The sequence below is a fragment of the Allocellulophaga tsushimaensis genome, from assembly GCF_055383085.1.
In genome coordinates this window covers 986,570-1,005,490 of sequence record NZ_AP039451.1, presented here as the reverse complement: position 1 = coordinate 1,005,490, position 18,921 = coordinate 986,570, and the positions used below count along the sequence as shown (strand labels likewise).

Here is an 18,921-nt window from a genome sequence, read left to right as displayed (position 1 = left end):
TTAGTAAATGTGTATTCGTCGCTACAGTATCAGCACTAATATATATATACATACACAATACTAATTAAAAACAGAACATTATGAGAAAAAATTATCTCGTGAGTAGTTTACGAAAATATTTTCGTAAACTAACTCACATAAAATTGCTTCCCTTTATATTCTTTTTAGGATTTATGCAAGTCATGGAAGCCCAAAAAATGGAACGAAAATCCATAGACCCTATTGTTTGTCCTGCCAAATTTGAGGATGCCAATTCTAAAATGGCCATGAAACAATTGAAATCTAAAAAAATGCAGCGTATTGGTAAATCACGCGCTAATTCTACTACGGAAATTATTATTACTTATGGTCCAGGTGCGCAAGGAAATTTAGATGTTCAGGCTGCCTTTCAATTTGCTATAGATATTTGGGCCCAAGAACTTATTTCAAGTGTACCTATTCGAATTTTTGCCGATTTTCAAGATCTTGGAGTAGATGTATTAGCTTCAGCTGGTCCTACTACCCTGATCAGAAATTTTGAAGGAGCTCCAGTACCAGATGTATTTTATCCTATTGCCTTGGCTAATTCCCTTGCGAGAACGGATTTGGCAACAGATTTGGAGTTTGATTTGATTGTTAATATTGGTAGCAGTATACCTTGGTATTTTGGTACGGATGGAAATACACCTGCTGGACAGTTTGATTTTGTTACTGTAGCCCTACACGAAATGGGCCATGGACTAGGTTTTATTGGCAGTGGAATTGAAGATGGCGGGATTGGAAGCTTTGATCAAGGAGAGAGTAGTTTTATATATGACGGATTTCTTGTGGATAGCGATGGAAATTTGGGAATAGATTTGCGAAATCCCTCCGAAGAACTTGGAAGGTTTTTAACTAGTGGTGATGTATTTTGTAATAGCCCTTTGGCTGTTAGTGCCCTAGGGGGTATTCTTCCTAAAGTTTTTGCGCCAAGTCCTTACATACGTGGCTCAAGTATTTCGCATTGGGATGAAGCAACATTCCCTACTGGGGATCCAAACTCTCTTATGACGCCTGTAGCTGCTAGTGCTGAGTCTAATTTCGACATCGGTGATATTACTAGGGGATTCTTTAGTGATATGGGATGGCGTATTGAGGGCTTTGATAATGAATCTATCATTTTTGGACCAAGTGACATCAATGAAGAGCTTTTTGTAGGAGAAACTTTGTCTCAGAATATCAGCGTTACTAATGTATCTGAAAGCGATGTGGTGGTTACCATAAGCACCAGTGAAGGCGCACAGACCATTAGTTCCCTCGTTCCAGAAGTACTAAATATTGCTCCTCAAGAAAGTGCAGTATTCATTCTTAATATTGATACGGCTAATCTTCCACGTGGTCTCTATAACGAAACAGTAATTTTAACTGTAGAAGGCGATGAAACCTTATATGAGATTCCTATTAACCTTCGCCTTTCAGATGGTACGGAAGCTCCAGTTATAGGTATTTCTTCCTCAGCTTTTGAGGAAACATTAGCGCAATTTTTAGTGCTAGATAGAGATCTTGTCATTTCAAATGAAGGAGAAGCTGATCTAGACTTTAATATCACCATTAATAGAGAAGTACAAGAAACTTTTGCTAGCCGTGCTGCAAAATTTGCAGCGACCTTAGCAAAAAAAGGAACAAAGCCTATACAAGTAGCACAATCAAAAAAAGCAATATATAGCGATATGAACAGTAGAACTCTACAACAAGTAGAAACTGAAGCATATGCAGAAGGCTTTGAAAATTTTGAATTAGGGACTACTCTTGATGAGGAAAATGGGTGGTCTGTCACAGGTCTTTCTAATTATACCATTACAGCAGAGGCCGCTTTTGAAGGAGAACGAGGTTTAAGTATGACGACTAGTGGGGGTAGACGAGGAAGTTTTATAGAATCTCCTAGTATTACTCCAGGGAACAGGAGTATTATGAAGGCATCAGCTCAAGTAAGGATAGATGGTAATGATGCCCTTTTTAGGTTTTCTGCACAGTCGCTATTAGGAGGAGTTAGAAATGGTGGTGTAGTGGTACAGTTTAATGCAGATGGTACTGTAGATGTATTAGATCATCTTGATTTTAACTTTGTGCGTACTCAAGCAACACGCCCTGAGGGTTGGTTTAATATTAGCTTAACTACTGATCAAAGAGATGCTACACAGAAAGTGTTTATTAATGATGAATTAATCTATGTAGGTCCTGGTAATCCAGAGAGTAACTTTTTTGAAAATGTAGCCTTCTTAACTGATGACGGTGGTAATGCACGTTTTTCTATTGATAATATTGTGATTACAGATGGAGATAACAATGCATTTTTCTTAACTGCCAGTCCTATATTTGGTACTGTACCTTTTGGGGAATCTTTAGAAGCAAAAGTACGTTTTGATACACGAGATTTAGATGCAGGAGAGTATACTGCTACCATTAATATTAATAGTAACGATACTACAAATCCTACTATAGACATTCCAGTAAACCTTAGTGTTAGGGTACCACCTAGCATAGCTTTGAGTGTAGATAATATAAGTGCTGTTATTGATGTGCAAACAAATACATCTGCAAAGACTACAGAAAACATAACGATAAGTAATACGGGAGATACAGACCTTACTTTTGTAAGCGGCTCTGGAGTTACCCGTTTTTCTCCAGAAAACGCTACGGTTATTGCAGATTTAGATATGCGTAACTATGGAGTAGGAACTACGATTACTGATATTCCAGAATTAAAGAAGATAAAAGCGCCTGCAAATGCAGCTAAAAGGGCAGCGAGTTTAGGCGATAGTGGTATTGTTTTTAGAGATTCTATTTTTTACGATACAGGAGACCTCACAGATATTAGTTTTGGTGGTTTTGATGGTCAGTTTTCAGCAACAACAGCAGTACAATATGTTCCAGAATCAGACTTCACTCTAACCCATGTTCGAAATTATTATAGAACAGAAAACTTAGAAGAAGTAAATATTATTTTAGAAGTATATCGTGGTGGTTCCAATCCTTCGCGTGGAGAACTCCTATCACAACAAATAATTACCACCATAAGTCAAGAGGGTATCTTTTTGCTTGAAGAATTAGTGCAGCCTATCAATTTTAAAACAGGAGAAAATTTTTGGGTAGTACATCATTATCCTCAAGAAATTAGGTTTCCGTTTGGTTCAGACAATTCTGTATCATTTATTCCACTAAATACCTTTGGAATAAGTGCTGATGGTGGGTTTACCTACGCAACGGATGGGTTTAACATTTTACAACGCGCCTTAAGTGGAGGCGTACAAGAAGAGGACTATATTAGCCTAAGTCCAAGCTCAAGTACCATTCCACCAGGAGAATCTATAACTGTAGAAGTCACTTTTGATGCTTCTAGTTTAGCTAATGGTTTGTACAATTCTGATATTTTAATAAATAGTAACGATCCTATAAATCCTAATGTTAGTATCGCTACAACTTTTGAGGTATCCGGACAAGTTTCAGGTATTGCCACTTCAGAAGAATTACTGTCCTTTAATAATGTATTTATAGGAGGCACTAGTGAAAAAGTAGTAACGATAAGTAATAGTGGTTTTTCTCCTTTAACAATTTCGGAAATTAGTACTAGTGATACTGATTTTACGGTTTCTCCGAATACAGAAACTACATTAGATCCGGGGGAAAAAGTAGCCTTAACGGTAACGTATACGCCTTCCAGATCAGGTAGTACTACTGCATTTTTAAGCCTTGTGAGTAATGCAGAAAATACAGATACACTAGAGATTATTTTAAATGGAATAGGCGTAGACCCTCCAATACTTACAATAGATCCTGCAGAAGTTTTTGCAACTACAGATCCAGGAATTACAGTAGATGCGCAGTTTACCCTTCGTAATGATGGTGTTTTTCCTTTAACCTTTGCCTTCCCCGAATTAGCTGCTGCTAACCTACTGGCCGATCCAAATGTACAATTAAATAGTAAGGAGATTCTGGATTTTAGTAATTTTAAGAGAAGCGATAAAAATAGCAAGGATACACGTGTAGGTACGCCGCTCCGTTCTGCAGTAGGGACCGATAATGAATTTGGCTATACTTGGATTTCTAGTAATGAGCCTGGTGGACCAGTATATGACTTTATGGATATTTCGCTGACTGGTAAGAATATAACAAATTTGGTTAGAGATGATAATAGCACTTTAGAACCAATTTCTTTCCCTTTTAATTTCTATGAAGGCGTCTATGATTCAGTTTATATTAACGAAAATGGACTTTTATCTTTTTCGGAACTTACAGGAGATACTACTTTTAATGAACAAATTCCATTTGATGAAGGAGTCAATAATATCATCGCTCCTTTTTGGATTGACTTTTTTACAGGTTTTTCCTCATCAATACATGTTGCTGATTTAGGAGATCGTTTTATTGTACAATGGACTGAAGCTGGTGATCCGTTTAGCGAAGTTGGTGATCAAGCTACCTTTCAGGTAGTGCTTTATCCTTCTGGTAATATTGATATTTTTTATGAGAGTGTAAATTTTTTCAATTCACGTAATTTAGCTACTGTGGGTATTGAGAATGCAGATGCCAGTGATGGAGTACAAGTAGCATTTAATACCGATTTTATAACCAACAGACTAGCTTTGCGTTTTAATAGACCTTCTATACCTAGAGTTGGGTTAGAGCGTTTAATAAACAGTATTAGTGCTACCTCTGGTGCCATTGCACCAGGAGGTTCTAGAGACATTACTGTAAGTTTAGATCCTGGTGAACTTTCTGGAATATTTCGTGATATATTAGAGGTTTCTTCCAATGCACCAGATAAGAGCAATAGTGTGGTACAATTTGAGTTGAATATTTTAGGGGAACCAGCAATAGCGGTATCCGAAGAAATACTAGCATTTGATCCTGTTTTTGTGGGTCAGAATAGTGAGATTGTATTAAGTATCCAAAATACGCAAACAGGGGCTTTAGTTATTGATGAAATTACCAATGCTAATCCTGATTTTCAATTAGATATTGAGGCACCGTTTTTTATTAATGCTGGGGAAACAAAAGATATTACGGTAAGCTTTGCACCAACTGTAGAAGGAGACATAACAGGTGAAATTACAATTCGAAGCAATGACCAGTCTGGCAACGAAAACCTTACGATAAGCCTTAGTGGTAATGGTGTAGCTGCACCTGTTATTGATGTTAGTCCTACTTCCTTATTTGTAGCATTAAACGAAGGCGAAGCTACTACAGAGCGTATCACTTTAAGCAATAATGGGGATGGGCAATTAATATATGCTATAGCGCCTCCTGCCACTTTTGCATTAGAAGGAGAAGAGTTTTTTGATGAAGAGGATGACTTTTTCGATGAAGAAGAAGTTGAAACTACCATAGGCGTCGATGGAAATGTAGATAACTTTAGCTATATCTCTGTAGCCAGTAATGAAGGCGGACCTGCCTTTGATTTTATAGATATTAGTAGCACGGGTACTGCGGTAAATTTTGGATCGGAACGCAACGAGACGATTCCTTTATCTTTTGATTTTACATTCTATGGAGAAATGCAAAATGAAATTACAATAACAGAATTTGGCTATCTAACCTTTGATCCTTTTGTACCAGATAGTGATTTTCCAAGATTTATACCAGATGCAGATGGAATTGATAATATTATTGCTCCTTATTGGGAGGAAACTCTAGATCCAAGTAATGGTACAGGGGTATTTTATCAGGGCACATCAGAGTATTTTATTATACAATACGAAGAAACCCCTTTTATCAGCGTGAATGAATTTGATCAGTTTGATCCAGTAACTTTTCAGGTAATTTTATTCCCTAATGGTACTATTAAAATGCAGTATAAAAGCTTATCGCTTATTGATAATACAATCGGTATTGAAGGCCCTGGAGGAGTTGATGGGATTTTGGTAGTGGGCGATTTCTTTTCAAGTCCAAATATAGCCTTAACTTTTATGCCTTTTGTCACTGGAACTTTAGCACCGGGAGCATCGGTTGATATCCCTATTGAAATTAGCGCTTTAGGATTTGAAGATGGAAGCACTTATACATCAACAGCTGTTGTACATAGTAATGACCCTATTAATCCTACAATACCGGTTGACATTACATTAGCAGTATTAGAGGGTCCAGAAGTAGCAGGTTTAACCTTAGTAGATGCCGAAGCAGATGTAGCGTTAGGTGCTTTAAATGATGGCGATGTTATTGATTTAAGTACTTTAAACACTACACGTTTTAGTGTTATCGCTAATATTGGTGATGTTCCTATTAGGAGTGTTGTTTTTGGTTTAAATGGCAGAGATGCTTTCCATACGGAGAATGTAGCGCCCTATACCTTAGCAGGTGATTTTGGAGGTACCTTTATCGGTGTTAACTTCCCACTAGGGACAAATACAATAACGGCAACACCATATACTGGTCCAAATGGTAGCGGAGCTGCTGGAGCACCAATTACGGTTACTTTTGAGGTAATAGATGGTGTTAATATGGCAGGATTAACCTTAGTAGATGCAGAAGCAAATACAGAAATAGGTGCTTTAAATGATGGTGATATTATCGATTTAAGTACCTTAAATACGACACGTTTTAGTGTTATTGCCAATGCAGGAAATGTAGCTGTTAGGAGTGTTATTTTTGATTTAAATGGTAGAGCCTCTTTCCATACAGAGAATGTAGCACCATTTACTTTAGCAGGTGATTTTGGAGGTACCTTTATTGGAGTTAGATTCCCACTAGGGACAAATACGATAACGGCAAGGCCATATTCAGGGCCAAATGGAAGTGGTACAGCAGGAGAACCTATTACAGTTACTTTTGAGGTTATAGATGGAGTTGTCACCGAAGAAGGTGGCGGAGAAGTAGCTCTAAGTATAGGAGTTATATCACCTAATCCGGTAGCCGATATTGCACAATTCTCTATGAAAGGAATGGGAGAGCAGATTTTAACAGGAATCATGGTTAATTTAACTGGTCAGGTGGTCATGTCACCATTTGATGTAGAGATTAATAATGGAACAGGAGAGATAGATGCTTCAACTCTTACACAAGGGATTTATATTTTACGATTGGTAGATGCTAATGGACAGACAGTATCTAACATGAAGTTGATTAAGAAATAGGGATGTAATATAATTTTATCCATATTTTAGGATCATAATACAAGTAAATGGCGCCAAGATATCTTGGCGCCATTTTTATGTTTAAAAATTACTTTAACCAAGTACGTTTTTAATAGATAGTTTTTCTAGAATTGCACACTATTTTAAGAAATATTCATTTTTAAATCTATTAAATTAGTTTTTGTAAATTTTTATTAATAAATATTACGAAATATGTATTTTTACTTTTCTAATCAGTATATTTTTTAAACCTTTCTTATTAAATTTTTCTTAAAACAATTTGATTGTAAGGCATTTAGGCGCTTCAATAGATTTTATATATCAAATTATAAGAAAATTCCATTGCTATTCTACAGCATATTTTATCATTTCGCCGATTTTTATCCAGAATCTTTAAAAAAATGCTATGAAAAAGAATTATTTTTTAAGGGATTCTCGAAAACATTTTCGAGAATCTTTATCCCTTTCATTAATTTTTGTGTTATCCGTTTTGGATGCCCTAAAATCTCTTAAAGCTCATAAAAATGAGATGAAAATTGAAAAAGCAAATTGTTTTTTCTAACATTTTTTGAGAAGCCTAATTCCAAAAATGGCTTTTTAAAAAAATGTAATTTTCTTACGAGAGTAAGAGCATTATACCTCCCTATTAAAAGTTAATTATTTTTTTTTAACATAAATAGTGTTAGGAAATGTTTAACAACTTACACAATACACACACAACACTAAATTAAAAACAGAACATTATGAGAAAAAATTATCTCTTGATTGGTTTATCAAATTATTTTCGTAAGCTAACTCAAATTAAATTTATTTTTATTGTCTTTATTATTTTAGGCGGGCTGCAATCGATGCAAGCCCAAAAAATGAAAAGAAAATCCGTAGAGCCTATTGTTTGTCCCGCCAAATTTGAGGATGCTAATTCTAAAATGGCGATGAAACAATTGCGATCTGAAAAGATGCAACGCATAGGTAAATCATTGGCCAATTCAACGGCAGAAATTCTTATTACATATGGACCAGGTGCACAAAATAATCCTGATGTTCAGGCTGCTTTTCAGTTCGCCATAGATATTTGGGCGCAAGAACTTATTTCTACAGTACCTATCCGAATTTCTGCTGATTTTCAGGATCTAGGAGATCCAGGAATATTAGCCTCAGCTGGTCCTACTACTTTAATTAGTAACTTTGAAGGAGCCCCACTACCAAATGTATTTTATCCCATTGCACTAGCCAACTCCCTGGCAGGAACCGATTTGGCACCTGATCTAGAATTTGATTTGGTGGTCAACATCGGTAACGGTATACCATGGTATTTTGGTACGGATGGGAATACTCCTTCTGGACAGTTTGATTTTGTAACTGTAGCCTTACACGAAATGGGTCATGGGCTTGGTTTTATTGATGGTGGAAGAGTAAATGGCAATAGAGTTGGAAGTTTCAATAATGGTGAAGACCCTTTTGTTTTTGATCTTTTTTTAGTAGATGCTGATGGAAATAGAGCCTTAGACTTACCAAATCCTTCTACAGAACTAGGAGATTTCTTAACTAGTGGAAATGTATTTTCTAATAGCCCTTTGGCTGTTAGTGCTTTAGGAGGTAATCTTCCTGAACTTTTTGCACCCAATCCTTTTCAAGGGGGGTCTAGTATTGCGCATTGGGATGAAGTAGCATTCCCGTCAGGAGATCCAAACTCTTTAATGACACCGAGAGCCGCTAGTGCCGAGTCTAATTTTGATATCGGAGATATTACAAGAGGGTTTTTTAGTGATATGGGATGGCGTGTTGCTGGTCTTGTTAACCAGACCATCTTTTTTGCACCACTTTCTATAAATGAAGAGCTTTTTGTTGGAGAAACCTTGTCTCAAGATATTAGAATTACCAATATAGCACCAAGAGATGTGGTACTTACTGCAAGTATAAATGAGGGGGCACAGACTATTGCCTCTTTAACACCAGAGGTGTTGAACATTGCTCTTGGCGAAAATGGTACTTTAACAGTGAATATTGATACTTCGGATCTGCCCAGAGGGCTTTATAACGAAATCATTACACTAACAGTAGAAGGAGATGAAACGCTTTATGAAATTCCCGTATCTATACAAGTATTTGATGGTACAGAAGCGCCTACTATAGGGGTTTCACCTGCAGCTTTTAATGAAACACTTACACAACTCCAATTAGTTAATAAAGATCTTCTGATTTCAAATGTTGGAACAGCGGAGCTTAATTACAACCTTAGCATCAATGGAGCGGCTCAGGAAACTTTTGCTAGCCGTGCTGCAAAATTTGCAGCAGTCTTGGCAGAAAAGGGGACTCGTCCTGTAGATATTAAAAAGCCAGAAAAAAAATTACTATCTGAGATGCAAGAAGGTACAGTACGCCGACAACAGGTAGAAACAACATTGTTTGCCGAAGGTTTTGAAGATTTTGAAGTAGGTGTACCGCTTAACAGGCAATTTGGCTGGATTTCTACTCCTAGTGGAGAGACTAGTATTGCAGTTGCCGAAGAAGCTGCTTTTGAAGGAAGACTGGGCTTGAGAATGGCCCCAAGTGGAAGCCAAGGGCCTTTCTCGGCATCTTCTCCTATCATTGAAATTGGAAACCAGTCTTCTACTACCGCTTCTGCTCAATTACGGCTAGAGGGTAACGATGCTAGTTTTGTGTTTTCGGCAGCAGCAACTCGTGCTCCAGGTTTAGTAGGAGTAGCCGTACGTTTCAATGCTGATGGAACCATAGATTTGTCAGACCCTGACTCTCCTGTTGGTTTTGTCCGCGCACAGATTACACGTCCAGAAGGTTGGTTTAATATTCGTTTGACTACCGATCGCGACGATGCTACCCAACAAATATTCATTAATGGTGAGCTCATCCATAGTGCTACAGGTATTGTGGGTACCAATTTCTTTGATTCAATTGATCTGTTGTCTAACAATATTGGAGGTAATTCTGAATTCTTTATTGATAATTTAGTGATTACCGATGGGGATAATAATGCCTTCTTTTTAACCGCAAGACCTTTATTCGGTACCATCCCAATAGGAGAATCGCTGAATGCTAATGTACGTTTTGATACTCGCGACTTAGATCCTGGGGAGTATAATGCTACTATAAATATTAATAGTGATGATCCTAACAATCCTTCTGTAGACATTCCCGTGTCACTTACTGTAGTAGTACCGCCTACTATTACTGTAAATCCAGATAGTTTAAACGAAGCCATAGATTCACGAGTAGATAATCCACCCATTAGAACCAATACCATTACGATTAGCAATACAGGCGAGAGTGATCTTGATTTTATTACAGGTCAAGGTGTGGTGAGCTTTACACCAGAGGGCGGAATGCCGCTCTCTAATATTGACATGGCACAGTATGGAGCAGGAAATACGGAAATACGGGAGTTGATAGTTAAAGAAGTGAAGAGCCCTAGCCGTAAAGAGCTTGGGCGTAATGCCATTGCCGATGGAATTGTTTTTAGAGATTCACTCTCTTATTCTGATGCTAATTTTCCCAATAATATGTTAGGTATTAATGGATTCCCTATTGCTTTTGCTGTACAATATTTCCCAGAGGACAACTTTAATCTTACACATGTTCGTAATGCTTATTTTACAGACAATCTGGAAGAAGTGAATATCTTGCTAGAAGTATACCGAGGGGGTACCACTCCTGCAGATGCCGAGTTGTTGTTGCAACAGAATGTAACTACATTAGCTCCAGAGGGTGCTTTTTTGTTAGAAGAATTAGCGATGCCATTAAGCTTTGCAGCAGGAGAAAATTTCTGGGTTGTATACAATTATCCAGCAGGAATAAACTTACCTCAAGGAGTGGATCCTTTTGCAGGATTTTCACCGTCTAATAGATTTTTCTCGAGTCAGGATGGAGGTGCTAATTATACCGATATTAATCGTACACCCTTACAACGTGCCCTAAGTGGTGGTGTGCAAGAAGGAGACTATATTAGTCTAAGTCCTTCTTCTGGTACTTTAGCTCCCGGAACTTCTACAGAAGTAACAGTTAGCTTCAATGCTACTAACCTAGCCAATGGTATTTATAATTCTGATATCTTAATAGATAGTAATGATCCCGTAACCCGTACGGCATCTGTAGCTACAACTTTGGAGGTTAGCGGGCAAGTTTCAGAAATTACCGCCTCAGAAGAATTGCTGCTTTTTGATAATATATTTTTGGGTAATACTGGCCAAAGCACCTTAACAATCAGTAACACAGGTCTTGCACCCTTAAACATTTTTGAGTTGATCTCAGACAATGCAGATTTTACAGTAACACCCAATACAGCTACTTCTTTAAATCCTGGAGAAGAGTTAGAGCTAACGGTAACCTTTACCCCGTCAATATCTGGCAGTATCAACGGTATTTTAAGCATTGTAAGTGATGCCACAAATACGCAAGAACTTGAAGTTATTTTAAACGGATTAGGCGTAGACCCTCCAATGGCTGCCTTTAACCCTACTCAGGTATCTGCATCTGTAGAGGCTGGTAACATGGTAGAGGCGCAAATTAGCCTTGTAAACGAAGGAAACTCTCCACTAAGTTTTTCTTTTCCGCAATTGGCAGCAGCTAGCGCATTGGCGGTGCCTGATGTGCAGTTGAATAGTAAAGAAATATTAACCTTTAGTAATTTTGTAGCTGGGGATAAGACGATCAGAGATAATCGTGTAGGTACTCCAGTACGTGCAACAGTTGGTGCAGATAATGGTTTTGGTTATACCTGGATTGATAGTGACGAGCCAGGAGGACCCGTTTTTAACTTTATGGATATTAGAGAAGAAGGTACTGATATTTCATTAGAATTGGGTGGTGATGATACCATTTCAGAACCTCTTTCCTTTCCTTTTGAGTTTTATGGAATAACCTATACTTCGGTTTTCATTAATGCCAATGGTTTACTGTCCTTTTCTGAGCCAGACGATGCTACTTTTGACAATATGCAGATTCCTCTTGATGATGGCATCAATAATATTATTGCTCCTTTCTGGTCCGATTTTGAGCCTCTGGATGGAGATAACTCATCTGTACATTTTGTAGATCTTGGCGATCGTTTTATAGTACAATGGACCGATGTACCTCACTTTAATAGTGCAGCTGATTTTATTGGAACCACTTTCCAGGTAGTGCTCTATCCTGATGGTAATATTGATGTTTTTTACGATACTGTTGCAGATCCAGCAGCTCTGCGATTTGTTACAGTGGGTATTGAAAATATAGATGCTAGTGATGGTGCACAGGTGGTCTTTAATGCAGATTACCTTCGTAGCGGTCTTGCTTTGCGCTTTAACAGACCCACAGTAGCTATTACCCCTTTTATCAGTGCTGTGAGTGATTTATCTGGTTTTGTAGCCGCTGGAGGTTCTAGAGAACTAACCGTTACTTTAGATGCCACGGAATTAAATGCAGGCGTACTCCTTGATCAGTTAATGGTATCGTCCAATGCGCCAGATAAGAGTACCAGTACAGCGTTATTTGAATTAACGGTCTCTGGTGAACCACAGATTATTGTATCTGAGGAAACGCTAACTTTTGAGCCTATTTTTATTGGCTTAAGTAGTGAGGCCTTTGTTCGTGTTGAGAATACAGGAAGAGATGTCTTGGAGATCACTGAGATTGCCAGTAGCAATCCTGATTTTCAATTGAGCCTTTCTGCTCCACTATTACTGAATCCTGGAGAAGATGCTGTGCTTACAGTAACTTTTGTACCGAGCACTGTTGGAGAGATTACAGGTCAGATTACCATAAACAGTAATGATCCTTTTGGTAACGAATCGGTTACCATTAGTTTAAGTGGTGTAGGAATAGATCCTCCAGTTCTTGATATTGACCCAGCTTCGCTTTCTGTACGTTTAAATGAAGGGGCTACTACCACAGAGAATATTACTTTGACGAATAATGGTGGAAGTCCTCTAGTATATTCAGTTTTCCCTCCATTAGAATTTGTACCAGAGGGTACCGCCTTAGCTACTGTAGCTCCTTACGAGTTATTAGATTTTGAGCCAGTACTTGATAAGAATACTCCAGATACTCGCGTAGGGCAAAGTTTTAGAAATACTAGTGGAAGCCCAACTAGTTTTGGATATACTTTTGTAGATAGTAATAATGGCGGCCCTGCCTTTGATTTTATTGATATTAGTAGTACAGGCACCGCTATAAATCTTGGTGGTGATGGGAACGACTTTTTTCCTTTGCCTTTTGAATTCCCTTTCTTTGGTGAGTCTAATGATGAAATTATTATTTCTGCTAATGGTTTCTTAACTTTTGACTCATTTTCCCAGTTGCTGTTCAGAAATGAGCAAATACCATCGATCGGTTCTCCAAATACTTTTATTGCTCCTTTTTGGGACGATTTAGAACCTCAAGATGGTGGAGGTATATTTATTGAGAGTACTCGTGATTATTTTATAGTACAGTATGAAGCTGTTCCTTCTTTCGATTTTAGTGATACAGTAACCTTTCAGGTAATTTTATTCCCTGATGGTACTATTAAGATGCAGTATGCTGATCTTACTGAAGCACCTTTAGACTCAGCCACTGTAGGTGTAGAAGGCCCAGATGGCGCTTCTGGCTTACAGGTGGTCTTTAATGCTCCATATTTGGAGGAAAACTTGGCCGTAACCATTATACCACCCAATTTTGGAACTTTAGCACCTGGAGCATCAGTTGATATCCCTATTGAAATTAGTGCAGATGGTCTAGAGGCAGGAACTACTTATACCGCTGCTGCTATTGTGAGCAGCAATGATCCGGTTGCCTCTTTTGTACCAGTTGACATTACATTGGAAGTATTAGAGGGTCCAGAAGTAGCAAGTTTAACTTTAGTAGATGCCGAGGCAGATGTAGCGTTAGGTGCTTTAAATGATGGCGATGTTATTGATTTAAGTACTTTAAACACTACACGTTTTAGTGTTATCGCTAATATTGGTGATGTTCCTATTAGGAGTGTTGTCTTTGGTTTAAATGGCAGAGATGCTTTCCATACGGAGAATGTAGCGCCTTATACCTTAGCAGGTGATTTTGGAGGTACCTTTATCGGTGTTAACTTCCCACTAGGGACAAATACCATAACGGCAACACCGTATACTGGTCCAAATGGTAGCGGAGCTGCTGGAGCGCCAATTACGGTTACTTTTGAGGTAATAGATGGTGTTAATATGGCAGGATTAACCTTAGTAGATGCAGAAGCAAATACAGAAATAGGTGCTTTAAATGATGGTGATATTATCGATTTAAGTACCTTAAATACGACACGTTTTAGTGTTATTGCCAATGCAGGAAATGTAGCTGTTAGGAGTGTTATTTTTGATTTAAATGGTAGAGCCTCTTTCCATACAGAGAACGTAGCACCATTTACTTTAGCAGGTGATTTTGGAGGTACCTTTATTGGAGTTAGATTCCCACTAGGGACAAATACGATAACGGCAAGGCCATATTCAGGGCCAAATGGAAGTGGTACAGCAGGAGAACCTATTACAGTTACTTTTGAGGTTATAGATGGAGTTGTCACCGAAGAAGGTGGCGGAGAAGTAGCTCTAAGTATAGGAGTTATATCACCCAATCCGGTAGCCGATATTGCACAATTCTCTATGAAAGGAATGGGAGAGCAGATTTTAACAGGAATCATGGTTAATTTAACTGGTCAGGTGGTCATGTCACCATTTGATGTAGAGATTAATAATGGAACAGGTGAGATAGATGCTTCAACTCTTACACAAGGGATTTATATTTTACGATTGGTAGATGCTAATGGACAGACAGTATCTAACATGAAGTTGATTAAGAAATAGGGATGTAATATAATCTCATCCATATTTTAGGATCATAATAAATTTAAATGGCGCCAAGATATCTTGGCGCCATTTTTATGTTTTATGAAAGGTTTTATATCTATGTAGCTATGAGCTTATATTTGAACTTGCTTTAATTCCATCTTTTAGGTAAACCGAAAAGTTGATCTTACTATTCTGGTTCAATTATTTGAAGTTTAAAAGAACGTAACTAATTTTATAGAATTTTTTAAATAATTAATGTTAGTGGGTATTCTTATTACATTAAGAGATCGCTATTTTTATTTAAAGCATTGTTTCCAAAATATAACTTAAGCGTTTTATTTTAATATACTATATCCATTTTTAAGATAAACTACAGCAAAAAAACATACTAGAGTTTCAAGTAAATTATTGAAGATAGCAAGACAGCGTAGACCTAAATATTAGTATGAATAGCATAAAAAGTTATTGTAAAAACCAATACAAAAAGAAGATAGTGATAGTGCTTTTTTATTAAAATCGATATAAAAAATACGCTATTAAGAAAATAATAAATTAACAGGGCTATAAATACTTATGAAATATTAGGAGCAAAAATAATAACACGCCTGACCTTAAAACAGACAAAACTCTAAACAGCAATGTATATTTGAAAGAGCTTTTAATTTACTAAAAATCATATGTTAATATAAGCTGATTCCGTCTTCAAAAATAGGAAGTTCTAAATTTTCATCAGTACCATATGTTTTATTTAAGGCATATAGAAATTTGGAAAGAAACGACTCATGTTTTGTGCTCACCGCTGTACTTGGTACTAAGCCTTCCGTAAAGTTAAATGCTTTAAAACAATCTAAAAAGTCTTTATTTTTTGAAATGATATGAATAGGTGTAGCCCTATCGATATTTACAGGTGTTATAAATGGTGGTTGATGATCGCCTATTAAAATAACAATAGTATTTTCAGGATTTTGATTTATTAGAAATTTATCTAAATAATCAAAATGATAATTTATTGCAGTAAAATAATTCTTAAGGCTGTTTTTTTTAAGTCCATCTGTAAAAGGGTAGTCTTCTGTATTATAATCTTCCCAATGGTCAAGCGCTTTAATGGGCGAATAAAATTTAAAATGCGAATTTGTAGTACTAAAACATAAGAAAAAAGGAGAATCGTCTGCAATAGAATTATATGAATAATTAAGGGTGTATTCATCAGGTACCGTATACGTACTACCCCATAAGTAATACTTTTTACCAGTATAATTAAATTTATCTATCAGCATTAAATCTTCAAATGGATAGGAGTTTTTTAATTTACTCCAGTTTACTTCATTCTTTCCATGAGACAATGTTGAAGCCAATTTTGTTTTATAGCCTTGAGCACTAAGAAGTTTAGGTAAAGACGTAAGTTTAGATGGATAGGTTGTAGAGCCAAAAATTAAATCGTGTGCAGCAATGTCTTTCACTTTAGCTCCAAAAAATATACTTGAGTGGCTAAGCCACGACCCCCCAGAAACAATTGGAGATTCACTTAAACAACTCACTGATGACCAATTATTTTTAATGATTGATTGGTTTAGCTTTTCAATTCTTTTTTTTAGGGTATCTCCGTACTCTCCATTAGAAAAAGAAAAACTTCCATAGGATTCTAAAAATGCTAAAATTATATTTGGTTTTTCTTTTAGGGTTATTTTGCTTGAATAAGCATACGGAAAATCAGTTCTAAGATTTTTTAAAGACTTCTTTAATTCAACACATTTATTAAAATTACGAATGGAATGCCAAACCAAAGAAAAACTAACAGAATTATGATATATTCGGTAAGCATTTTTTTTTATCGAAGCAACAGACAAAAAAGAACTAAGGCCTAAGCCTAAAATAAGTGGCCATTTTTGAACTATTTTACTTGATGATTCAAATAAGAGATCTATTAAATAATCACTAACAAAAGTAAAGCCAGAAAGTACTATGATAAATGCTAATGCTATAAAAGGAATTTTTTTCTTGTAGAGTATAAGCCCGGTCTTTGCAAATTCAAGATCATTAATTAGAATAGGGAGTCTTTTAAAAACTTTAGCAATAATAGCAATATAAGTAACATATACTATTGATAGGGCAAAAATTACAAGGAGAATATATTTTAAAAAAGATATTTCCCAATTATTAAATACTAGTACTATTAATAAAACGACTTGAATTTCGAATATTAATCTAAAGAAATCATCAGTGAATCTTATGTAAAATATTTTTTTTAGAATAGAATATAGCGTGTCTTTAAAAAAAGGCTTTTTAGAATTCTCAATTTTAGAAAACATACCTATAAGTGCACTTGGTATAAAAACCAAGAAATTTAACCCTAGAAAGCTTAGTGCGAATATTAAAATATCTTTCATTTACTTTTTAAATGCGAAATATTAGGAACTAAAGAAGGTTTTACTTCGGTTTTCGTAATGGTATGCCATAATGAATAAATCATGCTAAACTTGCTGTTATCATAAATGAGTCACCTATTGGTGTAACACACATGTTCTTAAGCTGGTGTGTTTCATTTACCAAATTTACTTCAGGTAATTTTACTGCTTTTATTCCGCTACCGAATAATAATGGCGATAGGTGAAATTGAATGTTATTTGCCAATTTTGTTTCAATAAACGCACTAAGTGTAGTACCTCCACCTTCTATAAGAATAGATTTTATATTTTCTTTTTTACATTTTTGAAGCAAATCTAACATTTTATCATGCTTAGAAGTTCCCTTATAAAAAAGGATTTTATCAAAATGTTTAGCCTTATCTGTATGGTTGTATTCGGAATCTCTAAGTAAAAAAGTTACGGCGTTGGAAATCTTTTTGAGTGAAGAAAAATCTTCACATTTGTTAGAGAGTATTAATCGTTTTGGATTATCTCCTAAAACATGTCTAACATTCAATGAGGGTTTGTCATTTAAAACTGTATTACTACCTACTAAAACGGCATCAAAAAGTGCGCGAAGTCTGTGTGCGTGTATTAAGTTTTCATCATTGCCAATCCATCTAGAATGGCCTGTAATAGTAGCTAAATAACCATCTAAAGATGTTGCTGAATGAATAAATACATGAGGGAGATCACTATCAAGATGAGCTAATACACTTAAAGGCCAATAATTTTGCAAAATATTTAATTCATTACCTGTAATGGTTTGAGTCACTGAAAATAAGAGTCCATCAAAAGGTATTATAATGTTGTTGTATTGCGGTAAAGATTTTAGATTAACTCCTTGTTCAGATTTCAATAATAGGGCTTTAGCCTTAGTACTAATGGCACTAATGCTCATCACTTCGGAAAAGATGACTCCATCATAAGCCCATCCCAGGCAGTTTTTATTTCTTTCTTTCCCTCTTAATTCTAATAACCCTTTCCAAATAGCATCATCTATTGTCATGTTCATATTTTCGTTAAGAAATGTCCAAAATGCTCTTTTTTAGTTTTTAGATAATTGTAGTTATTTTCATTTGGATTAAACTCAATAGGTATTCTTTCGATTACATTAATGTTTTTACCATTAAAAAAGTTAACCTTATCAGGGTTATTGGTTAACAACTGTATTTGATCAATGTTAAAATATTCTAATATTTTAATAGCATCATCATAATTTCTCTGGTCTTCCCCAAAGCCAAGCATTTTATTTGCCTCAGCCGTGTCATACCCTTTATCCTGTAAACAATATGCTTTTAGTTTGTTTATAATACCAATACCTCTACCTTCTTGTCTCAAATAGATCAGGATTCCCCCATGCTTTTTAATATAGTTTAAGGAAAATTTTAGTTGATCTCCACATTCACAGCGCATTGAACCAAATAGATCACCCGTCATACATTCTGAATGGATTCTGACTGGCACTTTTTCACTCCATTTTTCTTTGTTCGTAAACAAAGCAATATGAGGCATTAAATCTTCAGTTGAACTTGTAAAAGTCGCTATATCAAAATTGCCATAAACGGTTTCGATATTTACTTGGCTTTGTAGTTTTAAGGTTTTTTTTTCCATTTTTTTATTGGGGAACTATACTGTATACAG

At 36.2% G+C, this 18,921-nt stretch carries 5 protein-coding genes; 2 read left to right on the top strand and 3 right to left on the bottom strand.

The window, feature by feature from the left end; all coding sequences use genetic code 11:
• The first annotated feature begins 197 nt into the window (after window positions 1-197).
• Both ACZ451_RS04465 and ACZ451_RS04460 read left to right on the top strand, forming a co-directional pair.
• Window positions 198-7,088, top strand: coding sequence for an Ig-like domain-containing protein (locus ACZ451_RS04465; RefSeq protein WP_464215900.1), 6,891 nt, complete (start codon window positions 198-200; stop codon window positions 7,086-7,088).
• An 863-nt stretch (window positions 7,089-7,951) separates the two neighbouring features.
• A complete protein-coding gene (locus ACZ451_RS04460; protein ID WP_464215899.1) occupies window positions 7,952-14,887 on the top strand; it encodes an Ig-like domain-containing protein in 6,936 nt (2,311 codons plus the stop codon).
• A 665-nt stretch (window positions 14,888-15,552) separates the two neighbouring features.
• Here ACZ451_RS04460 and ACZ451_RS04455 read toward each other — a convergent pair.
• The 3 genes from ACZ451_RS04455 to ribA form a co-directional block, all read right to left on the bottom strand.
• The gene (locus ACZ451_RS04455; protein ID WP_464215898.1) at window positions 15,553-17,259 is read right to left on the bottom strand and encodes a sulfatase-like hydrolase/transferase; all 1,707 of its coding nucleotides are present in this window, start codon (window positions 17,257-17,259) and stop codon (window positions 15,553-15,555) included.
• Between the two features lie 79 nt (window positions 17,260-17,338).
• Window positions 17,339-18,292 carry a RibD family protein gene (locus ACZ451_RS04450; protein ID WP_464215897.1) on the bottom strand — a complete coding sequence of 318 codons (954 nt, stop codon included), beginning with the start codon at window positions 18,290-18,292 and terminating at the stop codon, window positions 17,339-17,341.
• Window positions 18,289-18,891, bottom strand: a complete 603-nt coding sequence (gene ribA / locus ACZ451_RS04445; RefSeq protein WP_464215896.1) for a GTP cyclohydrolase II — start codon at window positions 18,889-18,891, stop codon at window positions 18,289-18,291. The genes ACZ451_RS04450 and ribA overlap by 4 nt, the downstream gene beginning before the upstream one ends.
• Window positions 18,892-18,921: the final 30 nt, after the last annotated feature.